Below are 15,432 nucleotides of genomic sequence, written 5' to 3'. Positions count from 1 at the left end.
GGACCTGGGGAGGGAAGGGCGTGGCACTGTAGGGGCGAGCTGGCCTGCCATGGATGTCCGGGCGGGGCATGCTGGCCGGCTCGCTCCTACGGCGGCCAGATCGATCTTCGTATCCACCACTACGGCTCTTCCTGTAGGAGCGAGCTTGCTCGCGAAGAGTATCCGGGCGGGGCTTGCTTGCAGGCTCGCTCCTGCGTGGGCCCATCGCGACGGCGATCAGATCATCGGGTCCCAGCGCTGCGACCAGTCCGCATCCTGCGCGACTACCTCGCGCAGCAGGGCGAAGGCCTGCTGCAGCGCCTGTGAATCGCGGTCCCGCGAGTACACCAGATAAGTCGGGTAACTGAACTCCGGAGCCTTGGGCACCCGGCGCAGCACCTTGCGGTCGAGATAGCTCTGCACCACCCGCGTGCGGAAGTAGCCCGAGCCGCCGTTCTCCAGGATGTACTGCAACGCCAGCGGGCCGAGGTTGAACGACACCGGCGCCTTGGCCAGCTCCGGCAGGGCGCTGTCGTGCTGCTGGCGGAAGCCTTCGCCCCAGTCGATGTAGACGTAGGGCTCGGGGTTCTGCGCGCGTACCAGGATCAGCTTCTCCTCCAGCAACTGCTCCACCTGCATTCCCGGCCAGTAGGTCGGCTGGTAGACCAGGGCGGCGTCGAGCACCCCCAGTTCCAGCTGGCGCAGCAGGCTCTGGCCGTCGCCGATCTCGGCGCGCACCGCGTGGTCGCCGATCGCCTGGCGGATACGGCTGACCCAGCGCAGCATCAGCGGGTTGCACAGGCTCACTTCGCCGCCGATGTGCAGCACGTTGTGGATGCCTTCGGGCAACGGCAGGTCGCGCTGGGCGGCCTCCCAGGTCTGCAGGATCTGGTTGGCGTAGGTGACGAAGGCCTCGCCGTCCGGAGTCAGGCGGGCGCCGGCGCGGTTGCGCACGAACAGCGTGCAGTTGAGGTGCGCTTCCAGCTTCTGCACCCGTGCGGTGATAGCGGTCTGGGTGACGTGCATGCGTTCGGCGGCGGCCACGAAGCTGCCGTGGCGGACGATTTCCAGGAAGGTGCGGGTGAGGTCGATGTCCATGCGGGAGCTTCTGCGCGAATCAGGCCGCCAGTGTAGCGGAAAGGGTGGTTAGCCCAGGTGAACTGAAAGCGCGGTCAGCCCAGGTGACTGAGCAGGTCGCGTTCCAGGGCGGCGATCAGGTCGGTCTGGGTGATCACGCCCACCAGCTCGCCGCGTTCGAGCACCGGCAGGCAGTGCAGGCCATGGTCCGAGAGAAGCGGGATCAGCTCCACCGCATGGGTGTCGGCATCCACGTGCAGCACCGGGCGGGTCATCACCTCGCCCAGCAGGCGATCGCGGCGCAGGCCGATGCCGCCGAGCAGTCGCTGCCACCAGACGCCCCTGGGCGCCAGCAGGTCGATCAGGCTGACGATGCCCACCAGCCGGCGCTCCTCGTCGAGGATCGGCAGGGCCTTCAGGTGGTGCTTCACCAGCAGGCGCAGGGCGTGGCTGAGCGGTGTCTCCGGCGAGGCGCAGATCAGGTCGCGGGACATCACTTCCCGCGCGCGGGTGTCGCCCATGCTGCGGCGCAGGGCGTGGCGTTCGGTACTGCGCACCAGGCGTTCGAGGTCGTCGCGGGTGATGTCGACGAAGGAGCCCAGTTCGTCCAGCGCCTGGTCAAGGTCGGCGGCCTGGATGCCGACCCGCTCGCCGGGAGCCCGGTCCCGGGTCTGGTGGTCGTCCGGCGCGAGGCTGCGGCGGCGCGGGTAGGGCACGCGCGTCAGGTTGTTGAACAGCAGGGCCAGCAGCACCAGGCTGAGGCCGCCGCTGATGGCCGGCAGTGGCGCCATCCACGCCGGCTCGCCGGGCAGGGGCGCGGCGAACACCATGCAGAAGGCCAGGGCGCCACCCGGCGGATGCAGGCAGCGCAGCGGGTACATCAGCAGCAGGCTCAGGCCCAGGGCGAGGGCCGCACTGGAGATGCCGGCGGGCAGCCAGAGGACGATCAGCAGCGCCACCAGCGAGGCGCAGAGGTAGCTGCCGATCACCGACCAGGGCTGGGCGAGGGCGCCGGAGGAGACGGCGAACAGCAGCACCGCCGAAGCGGCCCAGGGGCCAGCGAAGTGCAGCGCCACCGAGGAACCGAACAGCAGGCCGCAGGTGGCGGCGCTGAGCAGGAAGCCCAGGCTGGCGCCGAGCGAGGCGCGCAGCCATTCGCGCGGGCGGGTGTGGGGAATGTCGGGCAGGTACGCGGCGGCGCGGTGCCGCCAGCCGGTGAGGGCGGTCATCGGAAGGTCCGGGGAGCGAGGTCTGAAAAAACGGGCTCTCGCGGGGAAGAGCCCTGCAAGGTGCCAACATCGGCACTCGGGGAGTGCCCCGTCCATGGGGCTGGGAAACCAGGGTGCTGGAAACACGAGCGCAAGTTGTCAGGCGCGCATTCGGTACGGCGGTGGTGGCTCCGGCAGCGGCTGGACGATCCGCTCGCAGTGCCGGCCGGTGGCTTCGCTCATGCGCCGTGCGGCGTCCGGGTCGTCGGCGAAGGGCAGCAGCGCCGCCTGTTCGCCAGCGTCATGGCGGCAGGTTCGCCAGCAGGCGGCAGCACAGGCAGTCAGGCCGATGAGGCTCAGCAGCATCTGGGTATTCCTCAGGCCGCAGCCGCTTCAAGATTCGACACCGGCTTGCCGCTGCGCACCGTCGCCCAGGTGTTCCAGGCCATCAGCAGCATGCCGCTGGCGAAGGTGGAACCACCGATCAGGCGCACGATGTAGCCCGGATGGCTGGCCGCCAGCGCCTCGACGAAGGAGTAGGTCAGCGTGCCGTCCTCGTTCACCGCGCGCCACATCAGGCCCTGGGTGATGCCGTTGACCCACATCGAGGCGATGTAAAGCACGGTGCCGATGGTAGCCAGCCAGAAGTGCGCGTTGATCAGCCCGACGCTGTGCATCTGCTCGCGGCCGTAGAGTTTCGGAATCATGTGGTACAGCGCGCCGATGGAGATCATCGCCACCCAGCCCAGGGCGCCGGCGTGCACGTGGCCGATGGTCCAGTCGGTGTAGTGCGACAGCGAGTTCACTGTCTTGATCGCCATCATCGGCCCCTCGAAGGTGGACATGCCGTAGAAGGCCAGCGACACCACGAGGAAGCGCAGGATCGGGTCGGTGCGCAACTTATGCCAGGCGCCCGACAGGGTCATCATGCCGTTGATCATGCCGCCCCAGCTGGGTGCCAGCAGGATCAGCGACATCACCATGCCCAGGGACTGCGCCCAGTCCGGCAACGCGGTGTAGTGCAGGTGGTGCGGGCCGGCCCAGATATACAGGGTGATGATCGCCCAGAAGTGCACGATGGACAGGCGATAGGAGTAGATCGGCCGCTCGGCCTGCTTGGGCACGAAGTAGTACATCATGCCGAGGAAGCCCACCGAGAGGATGAAGCCCACCACGCTGTGGCCGTACCACCACTGGATCATCGCGTCGGTGGCGCCCGAGTAGAGCGGGTAGGACTTGAGCAGCGTCACCGGGATCGCCAGGTGATTGACCACGTGGACCATCCCGGTGACCACGATGAAGGCGCCGTAGAACCAGTTGCCCACGTAGATGTGGCGCACCTTGCGGCGGGCGATGGTGCCGAAGAACAGGTAGGCGTACACCAGCCAGAGGACAGTCACCCAGAGGGCGATGGGCCACTCCATCTCGGCGTACTCCTTGGACGTGGTGATACCCAGCGGGTAGCTCACCAGCATCGCCACCAGGCTCGCCTGCCAGCCCCAGAACAGCACATTGGCCAGGCTGTCGGAGATGATCCGCACGCGGCAGGTACGCTGCACCACGTAGAAGGAGGTAGCGAACAGCGCGCTGCCGCCGAAGGCGAAGATCACCAGGTTGGTGTGGATCGGCCGGATGCGCCCGAAGCTGGTCCAGGGCATCTCCAGGCTCAGTTGCGGCCACACCAGCTGGGCGGCGATGAACACGCCCATGAGCATCCCGAGGATGCCCCAGCCCAGGGTGGTGAGGGTGAAGCGGCGAACGATGTCGTAGTTGTATTCGGCGTCGCGGGGGGTGTGCTGATCGAGGGGTATTGCACTGTCCATCTTGATTCCGTCGTACTCCGGTTGACTGACGGCTCCCTGCCCACCCGAGAGTGGCAAGCGAATCAGGCAATCAGGAGGCAATTCGCCGCAGGGAGCCCGAACAGTCTGAACAGACAAGATGGATGCAACAAACGAATAATAATGCTGCATAAGTGCAGTTTTTTTGAGTTGAAGGCGATGCACTGGCATGCAGCCGCTCTGCCATGCCTTGTCCGGGATCAATGCCGACGAGCGGCGCAGCGGAAATGAAGAGGTACGGTGCAAGCTGGATGTATTCGGAATAGTGCAGCGTCAGTGCAATTCAATTCATTTAAAGCGGCTTCGCGAGACGGTCTAGGATGGGCCTTCGCCACTAGCGGGAAAGTTTCATGTCCGACGATCTCATTGACTGGCTGCAAACCCTGATGCGCGCCGAGCGCGCTGGCGCGCGGGTCATGCTCGACAGCCTGCGGCAGACCGACGAAGCCATCGTGCGACGCCGCCTGGAGCGCCTGCACGAAGGCGAGGCCGAGAGCTGCCGCCGCCTGCGCCGCTGCCTCGAACGCCTGGGTGCCGCGCCGGACAGCGGCGTGGGCGATTTCCACGCCAGCGCCATGGCCATCGAGGACCTGGAGCTGCGCTTCGAGTTCATTGGCCGCGGCCAGCGCTGGGTTGCCCGGCAGATCACCCAGCGCCTGCCGGAGATCGACGAGCCGTGGCTGCGCGAAGAGCTGGAGGCGGTGCTGCGGTTGCATCAGTGACCGCGCGCACCTATTCCTGCCTGTAGGAGCGAGCTTGCTCGCGAACCACTTTCCGCAAACAACAAGCCCTTCCGGTTGAAGGGAGGGGCTTGGGCTGTTCGCGAGCAAGCTCGCTCCTACGAAAAGCAGCTTAGCGCCGCGAGGCCTTCCAGCGACGGATCACCAGCTTCTCCAGCTCCACCGCGAAGAACACCGCGATGCCGATGCCTAACGAGATCAGCCAGCCGCTGAAGGGCAGGGCGACGGTGTGGAAGGCGGTCTGCATGAAGGGCACGTAGATCACCAAGCACTGCAGCAGGATCAGCGCCAGGGTCACGGTGAGCAGCGCGCCATTGCGCAGCAGCGCCCAGTTCAGCGAGAACTCCTCCTGCAGGCGGCAGTTGAACAGGTAGGCCCACTGCGCGGTGACCAGGGTGTGCAGGATCATGGTGCGGATGTGGTCGGTGTCCTGGCCGTTGCTGACCAGCCAGGCCTCCAGCAGGAAGGCGGCGGCGGTGAGCAGGCCGCCCACGTAGAGCACCCGCCAGACCGCGAAGCCGTTGAGGATCGACTCCTTCGCGTTGCGCGGCGGCCGGCGCATCATCCCCGGCTCGCCGGGCTCGAAGGCCAGGGCGAAGGACAGGGTGGTGGAGGTCGCCATGTTCATCCAGAGGATCTGCAGCGGCGCCAGCGGGATCACCGCGCCGGCGAGGATCGCCATGACGATCAGCAGGCCCTGGGCCATGTTGGTCGGCAGGATGAACAGCACGGTCTTCTTCAGGTTGTCGTAGACCCGGCGGCCCTCGCGCACGGCGCCGGCGATGGTGGAGAAGTTGTCGTCAGTGAGCACCATGTCGGCGGCTTCCTTGGTCACCTCGGTGCCCTTGATGCCCATGGCGATGCCGACGTCGGCCTGCTTCAGCGCCGGGGCGTCGTTGACCCCGTCGCCGGTCATGCCGACCACTTCCTCGTTGGCCTGCAGCGCGCGCACCAGGCGCAGCTTGTGCTCGGGGCTGGTGCGGGCGAACACCGAGTATTGCAGGGCGAGGGATTTCAGCTGGGTGTCGTCGGCCTGTTCCAGCTCCTGGCCGGTCATGGCGCGCAGGTCGTTGCCCATGCCGAGCATGCCGGCGATGGCGACGGCGGTGTCCGGGTGGTCGCCGGTGATCATCTTCACCTGGATGCCGGCGCGCTTGCACAAGGCGATGGCCTCGATGGCCTCCGGACGCGGCGGGTCGAGCAGGCCGGCGACACCGAGGAAGATCATGCCGTCCTGTACATCCTCGTGGTCGATCACGCCGTCATCGGGCTGCACCGGTTTGTAGGCCGCGGCGAGCATGCGCAGGCCCTGCCCGGCGATGAAGCTCATCTCGCGCTCCCAGTACTCGCGGTCCAGCGGCTCCACGCCGTTGGCGCCGAGCTGCTGCTGGCACATGCGCAGCAGCACGTCGGGCGCGCCCTTGAGGTAGATCAGGTTCTGCCCGGCCACATCGCAGCGCCGCGCCATGTACTTGTAGGCGGAGTCGAAGGGAATCTTGCCGAACTTGTGGAACTCGATCTCCGGCAGGTTCGCCTTGCGCGCCAGGACCTTCAGCGCGCCCTCGGTGGGCCCGCCGACCACGCCCCAGCGGCCTTCGTCATTGAGTTGCAGGCTGCTGTCGTTGCAGATGTCCACTGCGCGGATGAATGCATCCAGGGCGGCGTGTTGTGACCAGTCCAGTTCATCGCTGGTGCTGCCGAAGGTGATGCGGCCCTTGGGCTCGTAGCTCTGGCCCTCGACCGCATAGAGGCCGTGGGCGAGCAGCACGCTCTTCACGGTCATCTCGTTCATGGTCAGGGTGCCGGTCTTGTCCGAGCAGATCACGCTCATGGCACCCAGGGTTTCCACGGTGGGCAGCTTGCGGATGATCGCCTTGTTCTGCGCCATGCGTTGCACGCCCAGTGACAGGATGATCGAGACGATGGCCGGCAGGCCCTCGGGCACCGAGGCAACCGCCAGGCTGATCAGCGACAGCAGCAGCTCGCCGAAGGGGTAGTCGTGCCAGAAGAAGCCGATGATGAACAGCACCACCATCATGCCGACGATCAGCTGGAAGATGCGCTTGCCCAGCTCGGCGATCTGCCGCAGCAGCGGAGTCTCGCCCTCGTCGACGTTGGCGATCAGCTTGTTGATGCGCCCGAGCTCGGTGGCCGGGCCGGTCTCGATCACCACGCCGCGAGCGTTGCCGGCGCTGACGTTGGTGCCGGAGAAACCGAGGTTGGTGCGGTCGGCCAGCAGCGCCTCCTTGTCCAGGGCGTCGGCGTGCTTGCCCACGGTGAGGGATTCGCCGGTGAGCATGGATTCCTCGACCTGCAGGTGGTGCACGTCGAACAGCCGCACGTCGGCGGGAATCTTGTCGCCGGGGCGCAGGATGACGATGTCGCCGGGCACCAGCTGGGCGGCGTCCATCTCGATCTTCTTGCCGTTGCGCACCACGTGGGCGGTGCTGCTGAGCATGCCGCGCAGGGCGGCGAGGGATTTCTCCGCCTTGTTCTCCTGGAAGAAGCCGATGCCGGCGTTGATCACCGCCACCAGCAGGATGACGACGGTGTCGGTCCAGTGGCCCATCAGTGCGGTGGCCACGGCGGCGGCCAGGAGGATGTAGATCAGCACGTCGTTGAAGTGCCGGGCGAAGCGCAGCCAGAGCGGATCGACCTCCTTGGCCGGCAACGCGTTGGGGCCCAGGCGCAGCAGCCGCGCCTCGGCTTCGTCGGGGGAGAGGCCTTCCGCGCTGGTCTGCAGATCGGCCAGGGTCTGGTCGACGCTCTTGCGGTACCAGTCGGTGGTTTGGGGTTTGCCGTCGGTGGTTTGCGGTGCAGTCATGCGCTGACTCCCGGCTCCTGCCTGTTGGGAAAATGGGACTGTCCCCAGACTAGACGGCGGGCGTTGCAGCGGAACTGTCATACCTCAAGGTTCGGCGGGTCATCGCTGAACCTTTGCTGAACAGCGTAGGAATTGTCATCAGAGGTGTCGATTGGCGTAGGAGCGGACTCCGTCCGCGATCGACTCAGCATCGCTCCGATCGGTCCGGAGTGGGGCAAACCCATCGCGGACGGAGTCCGCTCCTGCATGGCCGGTGGCTCCAGTTCCCGTGTCCCGCCCACCCGGCCGGCCTGCCGCCAGCGGTTCGGCGTGCAGCCCACCAGCTTGCGGAAGCTGCGGCAGAAGTGCGACTGGTCGGCGAAGCCACATTCCTGGCCGACCTGGGAAATCGGCGCGTCGCCGCCGGCCAGCAGCTCGCGGGCGCGGTCGATGCGCAGGCGCAGCGCCCATTCCCGTGGCGCAAGCCCGGTGGCCTGCTTGAAGGCGCGGGAAAAATGGCTGCGCGACATGCCGCATTGCTCGGCGACATCGGCGATATACAGGCGGCTGAGCAGGCTGCCGGCGAGGATGTCCTTGGCCTTGCGTTCCTGCCAGGGGGCGAGGGCGAGGCGTTGGCAGGTGTCCGCGGCATCGTTGCAGGGCTCGGGCACCCGGTAGTGTTCCAGCAGATGCTGGCAAAGGCGCTGGCTGGCCTGGTGGAGGCCGTCGCCCTGGCTTTCCAGCTCCTCCATGAGCTGCAGGACCAGGCGGTGGGTCTGGGGGGCGAGCATGGTCGCTACCTGGTGGGCAGGTGCGGGCATGGCGTCTCTCTTCTCGTTTTATCGGCGGCCGAAATGCCGCTCCGGAATGTAAAAAATTCAAGGTAAATCAAGGTGATCCGATGCTCAATCGGATTAAGCAAACGGCGCGCGAATGAGCACACGCGTCCAAGAAAAACACCCTGTTCCATGATCGACTGGCGCGACCCTCGTCTTGTGCAAAGATGCCCACCCCACAGCCCCGAGCGACCAGCCATGAACCGAAACGACCTGCGCCGCCTGGACATGAACCTGCTGGTGATCTTCGAATCCCTGATGCTGGAGCGGAACCTCACCCGCGTCGGCGAGAAGCTGTTCATCACCCAGTCCACCGTCAGCGCCGCCCTGGCGCGCCTGCGCGACCTGTTCGACGACCCGCTGCTGGTGCGCGCAGGCCGTGCCATGGAACCCACCAGCCGGGCGCTGCATATCTTCGAGGAACTGCGCCCGGCGATGGATGTGATCTCCGCCGCGGTCAGCCGCGCCAAGACCTTCGAGCCCCAGAGCAGCTGCAACATCTTCCGCCTGGGGCTTTCCGACGACGCCGAGTTCGGCCTGTTCCCCGCGCTGCTGGCGCGCCTGCAGCAGGAAGCGCCGAACATCACCGTGGTGGTGCGCCGCGCCAACTTCCTGCTGATGCCGGCGCTGCTGTCTTCCGGCGAGATCACCGCCGGGGTCAGTTACACCACCGACCTGCCGGCCAACGCCAAGCGCCGCAAGTTGCGCGACATCGGCGTGAAGGTGCTGCGCGGCGACGACCGCCCCGGCCCGCTGACCCTGGACGAATACTGCTCGCGGCCGCACGTGATGGTGTCGTTCTCCGGCGACCTGAACGGCGCCATCGACTTGGACCTGGAACGTATCGATCGCCGCCGTCGCGTGGTGCTTGCCGTGCCGCAGTTCGGCAGCCTGCGCGCGCTGCTGCGCAACACCGAGATGATCGCCACCGTGCCGGACTACGCGGCCTGCGCACTGGTGGAAGACAGCTGCCTGCGCGCCGAGGACCCGCCGCTGGAGATCAAGCCGGCGGAGTTGTCGCTGGTGTGGAGCGCGGCCCACGACAACGACCCGGCCGAACGCTGGTTGCGCGAGCGGATGGTCGAGTACATGAGTGCGCCGGTGCCCTGAGGCGTGCCAGGAACCCGTGTAGGAGCGGGCCATGCCCGCGACAATCTCTGGTGCCTGAACCCCGGAGGCGCGGACTTGGTCCGCGGATCGCGGGCATGGCCCGCTCCTGCGAGGGAAGGCGGTTCCAGGGGTTCAAAACACACCCTTGAGCGGGTACTCGATGATCACGTAGATGCGGTCGATATCCGCGCCGCCCTGGGCGTCGTTGGCGCGGTGCGAGACCTGGGCGAAGCTCAGCGCCAGGTCCTTGGCCGGGCCGGATTGCACCACGTAGCGCACATCGAGGTCGCGCTCCCAATGTCTGCCGCCGTCGCCGTAGGCGGGCTGGCAGGTGCCGCCCTGCATGGGGTTGTAGGCGCCGCCGCACGGTGCGTGGGTGCCGTCGATGCCGCTGCCGCGCACGTAGCGCGTGGAGAGGGTCAGGCCGGCAAGCCCGGCGCTGGCCCCGTCCCACTGGTAGCGCGCTTGCCAGGAGTGCTCGCCGGGGCCGTTGAAGTCGGCGTACTTGATGGAGTTGGCGAGGTAGATGGAGTCGCCGCCGACGAAGTCGAAGGGCGTGTCGCCATTGACCTTCTGGTAGGCGAGGCTCAATGCATGGCTACCCAGGGCGACCTTGCCCAGCAGGCTCCAGGCCAGGGTGTCGATGTCGCCGGCGCGGGCGCTGCCGGTGTCGCCGGTCTTGTACAGGTTGGCGTCCACCGACCAGCGACCGAAATGGCCATTGAGGTTGGCGTAGGCCTGGCGCCAGACGTCGTCCAGCTGGCTGGCATAGAGTGCACCTCCCCAGTTCGCGCCGGGCGCGCTCCAGGTGGCGCCGGCCAGGCTCAGGCCGCCGAAGCGGGTGCTGCCGCCATAGCCCTCGAATTCGCCGTGGCTGGAGCTGGAGTCCTGGTTCTTGAAGGCCGTGAAGCGCCCGGCTTGCAGGCGCAGGCCCGGCAGGCTCCTGTCGTCGAGGAACCAGCCAGTGGCGTATTCGGGTTGCAGGCGCTTGTCGCCGGTGTCGAATACCGGCGTTTCCACTTCCATTTCGCCCCAGGCGAGGCTGGTTTTTTCGTGCACCAGGCGCAGCGCGGCGCCCGCATCGGAGTAATCGCTCTCGCTGCGACCGTCGCTGTCCAGTGGCAGCAGGCCGGTGCCTGCGTGGCCGCGCCCGCCATCGAGCTTCAGGCCGAGGAAGGCGTGGGCGTCGACGCCCACGCCGATGGTGCCGGGCGTGACGTCGCTGCTGAACTTGCCGATGAAGCCCTGCGCCCATTCGCGGCGCAGGCTCTGGCCGTTGGGGCCGGGGCTGCGGTAGTCGTTGTCGAGGAAGTAATTGCGCGACAGCAGCGACCAGTCGGCGGCATGGACCGGAGCGCAGGCGAGCGCCAGGGCGCAGGGAAGCAGGGCGTTTCTCACGGTCTGGGCTCCGTGTGGAGGGCACCAGGGCGGGGCAGGGCGAGGCGATAGCTGCCCGGCCCGGCAATCGCCAGGCCGGCGAAGAGAATCAGCATCCACCAGGCGAACTGGCCTTCCTCCAGCGACCACTGCGGGTGCACGAACAGCAATGCCACCAGCAGCACGGCGATCACCGGCAGGCAGGCGAGGCGCGCGAACACGCCGAGGATCAGCAGGATCGGGCAGAGCACTTCGGCGAACACTGCCAGCGCCAGGGTTGGCGCCGCGCCGAGGCCGAAGGGGTCTTCGATGTGCTGCAGCTCGCTTTGCCAGTGCAGCAGCTTGGGCAGCCCGTGCACCTGGAGCAGCAGCAGGGCGGCGGCAGCGCGCATGAACAGGAGCGCCAGGGCGCTGGAGCGGTCGTGGGTCGGCATGGTGTCTTCAATCCTGCGAATGAAAAAGGGGCGGCACTGCCGCCCCTTTCCGGTGCCCGGGCTCAGTGGCCTTCGCTGGCGTTGAACATGGTCTTGGCGTAGATCAGGCCCAGGCCGTAGGCACCGCCGTGCTCGATGGAGGTCTTCACGGTGGCATCGTAGGTCTCGCCACGGGCCCAGTCGCGTTGCAGTTCCAGCAGGTACTGCAGGGAAGTCATCGGGCGCGCGCCCAGCTGGATCATTCGTTGCAGGGCCATTTCGTGGGCCTCGGTGGAGACGTCGCCACAGGCGTCGGCGATGACGTAGACCTCGAAGCCCTGGTCAATGGCCGACAGGGCCGGGCCGACGATGCACACGGAGGTCCAGAGGCCGGCCAGGACGATCTTCTGCTTGCCGAACTGGTTCACTTCCACGGCGATGCGCGGGTCTTCCCAGGTGTTCATGCTGGTGCGGTCGATGACGTTGTGCTCGGGGAAGACCGACTTGATCTCGTCGAAGATCGGGCCGGAGAAGCTCTTCTCGGCGACGGTGGTGAGGATGGTGGAGACGTCGAACTCCTTGGCCGCCTTGGCCACCAGGGCGGCGTTGTTGCGCAGGGTCACCGCGTCGATGGACTTGGTCGCGAAGGACATCTGCGACTGGTGGTCGATCATGATCAGGGTGTGGTCGGTGGGGTTGAGCAGGGTCTTGCCGGGAACGGCTTTGGCGATGGCGGTCATGGCGATGGTCCTTGTGAATGGCGTGGGTGGATGAGGTTCGAGTGGTCGGTGGGCCCGGACTGCCGTAGCCAGTGCCGAACCGTGGACGCATCTTTGCCGATCGGCGAAAGGCGCGGAACAGACAGCCTTGCACGGCCACTTTGCAGTTCTGCATGACCCGTCCGAAGGCTCCGCTGGGCAGACTATGGTTCCGCCGTCCGGCATTTATTGGACCTGTGTGCTCGGCCCGCCCGGCGGAGAATGATGCAAACGTGCGATTCGCCGGCGTGGCGAATCGGTACAGTGGTTTTTTCCTATACCGGGGCACGCGAGACCGCCAAGCCCCGTTTGCGTGCGAGTAGAAGAATGAAAACAGTGGCCATGGTGCTGTACGACGATGTGCTGGCGCTGGATGTGACGGGGCCGATGGAGGTGTTCTCCATGGCCAACCGCTACCTGCCGCCGGAGCGCCATTACCGCTTGCTGACGGTGGCGGCGAAGCCCGGCGCCGTGCGCGCCTCCAGCGGCCTGAGGATGAGCGCCGACTTGCCGCTGGAAGCGCTGCTCGCCGGCGTCGACCTGCTGCTGGTACCCGGCGGGCCTGGTGCCTACAACGGCAACAACGAGGCGCTCAACGCCTGGCTGCCGGCAGCGGCGCGCGCGGCGAAACGCTATGGCGCGGTGTGCACCGGCGCCTTCCTGCTCGGTGCCGCCGGGTTGCTCGACGGCTACCGCTGCACCACCCACTGGAATTACCTGGAGCGCCTGGCACAGCTGTACCCGCGCACCCAGGTGCAGGCCGAGCGCATCTACGTCATCGACCGCAACCTGATCACCTCCGGCGGTGTCACCGCGGGCATCGACATGGCGCTGGCGGTCGTGGCCGAGGACCACGGCAAGGACATCGCACTGGAAGTCGCCAAGGTGCTGCTGGTGGTGCTCAAGCGCCAGGGCGGGCAGACGCCGTTCGGCCCGCTGCTGGTGTCGGTGGTGCGCGACGGCTCGGTGATCGCCCGCGCCCAGGCCTACGTGGTGGACCACATCGACGAGCCGCTGACGGTGAACCGCCTGGCCGAGCAGGTGGCCATGAGCCCGCGCAATTTCGCCCGCGCCTTCCAGCGCGAGACGAGCATGACGCCCATGCAGTACGTGCAGAGCGCGCGCATCGACCATGCGCGCAAGCTGCTGGAAAGCAGCGACCTGCCGCTCAAGCAGGTCGCCTGCCGCAGCGGCTTCGGCAGTCCCCGGCACATGCGCACCGTCTTCGGCGAACGCATCGGCATGACGCCGAGCCAGTATCGCGAGCAATTCGGCTTTGCCTGATGGCAGTGCGCCGCATTTCCCGCTGTTTGACCGTCCGGCGCACCCAAGTTGGCCGAATCCTTCCCCCTGCGGGAATTGCGCTGTCACACGAGGGCGGGAAAATACCCTGACCAATCATCAGGGGCGCGTCACCTCGGTACTGGCCAGATCGCCTGGAGGACCCGTTGTAGAGCGATCCGTCAGATCCGAAGACGTGAGCAGGACATGAGCGCAAGCACGGAAAACCGCACCGAGACCATCCTGCAGTTCGGTCGCTTCCAGTTCCACCCCTACAAGCGCCAGCTGCTGCAGGGGGATCGCCCGGTACGCATCGGCAGCCGGGCGCTGGACATTCTCCAGGTGCTGATCCGCCAACCCGGCGAGATCATCGGCAAGGACAGGATCATCGCCCAGGTCTGGGGCGATACCGTGGTCGAAGAGATCAACCTGCGCGTACACATCGCCGCCCTGCGTCGCGCCCTCGGCGAAGGCCGCACGGGCGAGCGCTACATCGCCAACGTGCCCTTGCGCGGCTATGGCTTCGTCGGCGTGGTGGAGAGCGTGGTGGCTCCGGCGCAGGCCGTGACACTGCCGTGCGAAGTGCGCGCCAGCAACCTGCCGGTGCTGCTGATGGGCCTGGTCGGCCGCCAGGCGCTGCTCGAGCGGGTGGTGAAGCAGATGCCCGCCACGCGCCTGATGACCCTGGTCGGCCCCGGCGGCATGGGCAAGACCTCCCTGGCGATCCACGCTGCCGAGCAGCTCGGCAAGCACTTCAGCCAGGTGCGCTTTCTCGACCTTTCTGCCGACCCGGACGGCGTTTCCCTCAGCCAGAGCCTCGCCATTCTCCTGCGCGAGCCGGCCTATGAACCGACCCTGCTGTTGCTGGACAACTGCGAGCACCTTGCCGATCGCTGCGCCGAGGCGGTGGAGCACCTGCTGCGCCTGCACCCGGCACTGAGCATCCTCGCCACCAGCCGCGAGCCGCTGCGGGCGGAAGGGGAGCGCGTGGTGCGCCTGCCGCCGCTGGAGGTGCCCGCGCAGGACGATGCGCCGCTGGCGTTGGCCATGTGCAGTTCGGCGGTGCAGCTGTTCGTGATGCGCGCGCGGGAGGTTTGCGACCGCCTGGAGCTCAAGCCGGGCCAGGTGCGCGCGATCATCGACATCTGCCGGCGCCTGGACGGCATTCCCCTGGCCATCGAAATGGCCGCAAGGCAGGTGGGCATCCTCGGCCTCGCCGGACTGCCGGCCCTGCTGGACACGCCCATGCAACTGCTGATGCCCGGCCGCCGCACTGCTCCGGCGCGGCAGCAGAGCCTGCTGGCGACCTATGACTGGAGCTACGGGCTGCTGGACGTTGCCGAACAGCGCTGCCTGCGCCTGCTCGCTCAACTGGGCGAGGACTTCACCCTCGACGCGGCGGTGGCCTCGCTCGACGGCGACCGCCTGTGCCGCGACTGCGCGTTCGCGACCGTACGCCAGCTGGCGGACAAGTCGCTGCTGTGGGTGGAGCAGGGCGAGAGCGAAGTACGCTACCGCGTGCCGAACACGGCGCGTGCTTACATACGGCAGGTCAGCCTTCCGGATGTGGCGAGCTCGGCGGCTTGACCTCGGGTGGGAGCGGACTTCGTCCGCGATAGGTTTCAATCGCGCTGGACGTCATCGCGGACATGGTCCGCTCCTACAAAAGCCCGCCGTCCCGTCGCACACGTTACGCTTTTCGTAGGAGCGAGCTTGCTAGCGAACCGCCCAGCGCCGGAACGGCCAGGAAGAGCGTTCGCGAGCAAGCTCGCTCCTACAGGTCGCCCCATCACCAGCGCAGGGTGGATCACCCGTTCCGGGTCATGCGCCCAGCGAAAGCAGAAGCCCCAACCCAGCACATGTGTCCAATAGGACCGCCGCGGCCGAGGCCAAAGCCGTGCGTCCCGTGCGTCCCGTGCTTCACGTCGCACACGTTGACGCTTTTCGCAGGAGCGAGCTTGCTCGCGAACCGCCCAGCGCCGACGTTTTCCTGTAGGAGCGGGCCATGC

The 15,432-nt window shown here is 67.0% G+C and carries 13 protein-coding genes; 4 read left to right on the top strand and 9 right to left on the bottom strand.

Annotated features, from left to right (window positions below; all coding sequences use genetic code 11):
- Positions 1-216: 216 nt before the first annotated feature.
- From UB43_RS00875 to ccoN, 4 genes are all read right to left on the bottom strand, one after another.
- Positions 217-1,077, bottom strand: coding sequence for a LysR family transcriptional regulator (locus UB43_RS00875; RefSeq protein ID WP_045207489.1), 861 nt, complete (start codon positions 1,075-1,077; stop codon positions 217-219).
- Between the two features lie 74 nt (positions 1,078-1,151).
- The gene (locus UB43_RS00870) at positions 1,152-2,285 is read right to left on the bottom strand and encodes a CBS domain-containing protein (RefSeq protein WP_045207487.1); all 1,134 of its coding nucleotides are present in this window, start codon (positions 2,283-2,285) and stop codon (positions 1,152-1,154) included.
- Positions 2,286-2,423: 138 nt separating this feature from the next.
- Positions 2,424-2,630, bottom strand: a complete 207-nt coding sequence (locus UB43_RS00865; protein ID WP_045207484.1) for a hypothetical protein — start codon at positions 2,628-2,630, stop codon at positions 2,424-2,426.
- An 11-nt stretch (positions 2,631-2,641) separates the two neighbouring features.
- Positions 2,642-4,087, bottom strand: coding sequence for a cytochrome-c oxidase, cbb3-type subunit I (gene ccoN / locus UB43_RS00860; protein WP_045207482.1), 1,446 nt, complete (start codon positions 4,085-4,087; stop codon positions 2,642-2,644).
- A 368-nt stretch (positions 4,088-4,455) separates the two neighbouring features.
- On the opposite strand from ccoN, the gene UB43_RS00855 reads away from it, so the two are divergent.
- Positions 4,456-4,827, top strand: a complete 372-nt coding sequence (locus UB43_RS00855; RefSeq protein WP_045207480.1) for a DUF6306 domain-containing protein — start codon at positions 4,456-4,458, stop codon at positions 4,825-4,827.
- Between the two features lie 130 nt (positions 4,828-4,957).
- On the opposite strand, the gene UB43_RS00850 is transcribed toward UB43_RS00855, so the two are convergent.
- Together UB43_RS00850 and UB43_RS28750 are read right to left on the bottom strand one after the other, a co-directional pair.
- A complete protein-coding gene (locus UB43_RS00850) occupies positions 4,958-7,669 on the bottom strand; it encodes a cation-transporting P-type ATPase (RefSeq protein WP_045207478.1) in 2,712 nt (903 codons plus the stop codon).
- Positions 7,670-7,746: 77 nt separating this feature from the next.
- Complete coding sequence (locus UB43_RS28750; RefSeq protein WP_052969473.1) at positions 7,747-8,469, bottom strand: AraC family transcriptional regulator; 723 nt, start codon at positions 8,467-8,469, stop codon at positions 7,747-7,749.
- Between the two features lie 213 nt (positions 8,470-8,682).
- On the opposite strand from UB43_RS28750, the gene UB43_RS00840 reads away from it, so the two are divergent.
- The gene (locus UB43_RS00840) at positions 8,683-9,594 is read left to right on the top strand and encodes a LysR substrate-binding domain-containing protein (protein ID WP_045207475.1); all 912 of its coding nucleotides are present in this window, start codon (positions 8,683-8,685) and stop codon (positions 9,592-9,594) included.
- Positions 9,595-9,726: 132 nt separating this feature from the next.
- On the opposite strand, the gene UB43_RS00835 is transcribed toward UB43_RS00840, so the two are convergent.
- From UB43_RS00835 to UB43_RS00825, 3 genes are all read right to left on the bottom strand, one after another.
- Positions 9,727-10,992: an OprD family porin gene (locus UB43_RS00835; RefSeq protein ID WP_052969472.1), complete on the bottom strand. Its 1,266-nt coding sequence runs from the start codon at positions 10,990-10,992 to the stop codon at positions 9,727-9,729.
- Positions 10,989-11,405, bottom strand: coding sequence for a DoxX family protein (locus tag UB43_RS00830; RefSeq protein WP_045207473.1), 417 nt, complete (start codon positions 11,403-11,405; stop codon positions 10,989-10,991). Before UB43_RS00830 ends, UB43_RS00835 begins: the two co-directional genes overlap by 4 nt.
- A 62-nt stretch (positions 11,406-11,467) precedes the next feature.
- Positions 11,468-12,124: a hydrolase gene (locus tag UB43_RS00825; RefSeq protein ID WP_045207472.1), complete on the bottom strand. Its 657-nt coding sequence runs from the start codon at positions 12,122-12,124 to the stop codon at positions 11,468-11,470.
- Positions 12,125-12,469: 345 nt separating this feature from the next.
- Between UB43_RS00825 and UB43_RS00820 the strand changes: the two genes are divergently transcribed.
- Both UB43_RS00820 and UB43_RS00815 read left to right on the top strand, forming a co-directional pair.
- The gene (locus tag UB43_RS00820) at positions 12,470-13,426 is read left to right on the top strand and encodes a GlxA family transcriptional regulator (protein WP_177329763.1); all 957 of its coding nucleotides are present in this window, start codon (positions 12,470-12,472) and stop codon (positions 13,424-13,426) included.
- Between the two features lie 204 nt (positions 13,427-13,630).
- Positions 13,631-15,010, top strand: a complete 1,380-nt coding sequence (locus tag UB43_RS00815; protein ID WP_052969471.1) for a winged helix-turn-helix domain-containing protein — start codon at positions 13,631-13,633, stop codon at positions 15,008-15,010.
- Positions 15,011-15,432 lie beyond the last annotated feature (422 nt).

The sequence above is a fragment of the Pseudomonas sp. 21 genome, from assembly GCF_000955805.1.
Taxonomy (GTDB): domain Bacteria; phylum Pseudomonadota; class Gammaproteobacteria; order Pseudomonadales; family Pseudomonadaceae; genus Pseudomonas.
Note: the sequence above shows the minus strand (reverse complement) of the source record. Positions and strands in the feature narration are given on the sequence as shown.

What these genes read in the sequence shown, in the direction of transcription:
- UB43_RS00875 (WP_045207489.1), bottom strand. Translation starts at nt 1,077, where the DNA reads ATGGACATCGACCTCACCCGCACCTTCCTGGAAATCGTCCGCCACGGC.
- UB43_RS00870 (WP_045207487.1), bottom strand. Translation starts at nt 2,285, where the DNA reads ATGACCGCCCTCACCGGCTGGCGGCACCGCGCCGCCGCGTACCTGCCC.
- UB43_RS00865 (WP_045207484.1), bottom strand. Translation starts at nt 2,630, where the DNA reads ATGCTGCTGAGCCTCATCGGCCTGACTGCCTGTGCTGCCGCCTGCTGG.
- ccoN (WP_045207482.1), bottom strand. Translation starts at nt 4,087, where the DNA reads ATGGACAGTGCAATACCCCTCGATCAGCACACCCCCCGCGACGCCGAA.
- UB43_RS00855 (WP_045207480.1), top strand. Translation starts at nt 4,456, where the DNA reads ATGTCCGACGATCTCATTGACTGGCTGCAAACCCTGATGCGCGCCGAG.
- UB43_RS00850 (WP_045207478.1), bottom strand. Translation starts at nt 7,669, where the DNA reads ATGACTGCACCGCAAACCACCGACGGCAAACCCCAAACCACCGACTGG.
- UB43_RS28750 (WP_052969473.1), bottom strand. Translation starts at nt 8,469, where the DNA reads ATGCCCGCACCTGCCCACCAGGTAGCGACCATGCTCGCCCCCCAGACC.
- UB43_RS00840 (WP_045207475.1), top strand. Translation starts at nt 8,683, where the DNA reads ATGAACCGAAACGACCTGCGCCGCCTGGACATGAACCTGCTGGTGATC.
- UB43_RS00830 (WP_045207473.1), bottom strand. Translation starts at nt 11,405, where the DNA reads ATGCCGACCCACGACCGCTCCAGCGCCCTGGCGCTCCTGTTCATGCGC.
- UB43_RS00825 (WP_045207472.1), bottom strand. Translation starts at nt 12,124, where the DNA reads ATGACCGCCATCGCCAAAGCCGTTCCCGGCAAGACCCTGCTCAACCCC.
- UB43_RS00820 (WP_177329763.1), top strand. Translation starts at nt 12,470, where the DNA reads ATGAAAACAGTGGCCATGGTGCTGTACGACGATGTGCTGGCGCTGGAT.
- UB43_RS00815 (WP_052969471.1), top strand. Translation starts at nt 13,631, where the DNA reads ATGAGCGCAAGCACGGAAAACCGCACCGAGACCATCCTGCAGTTCGGT.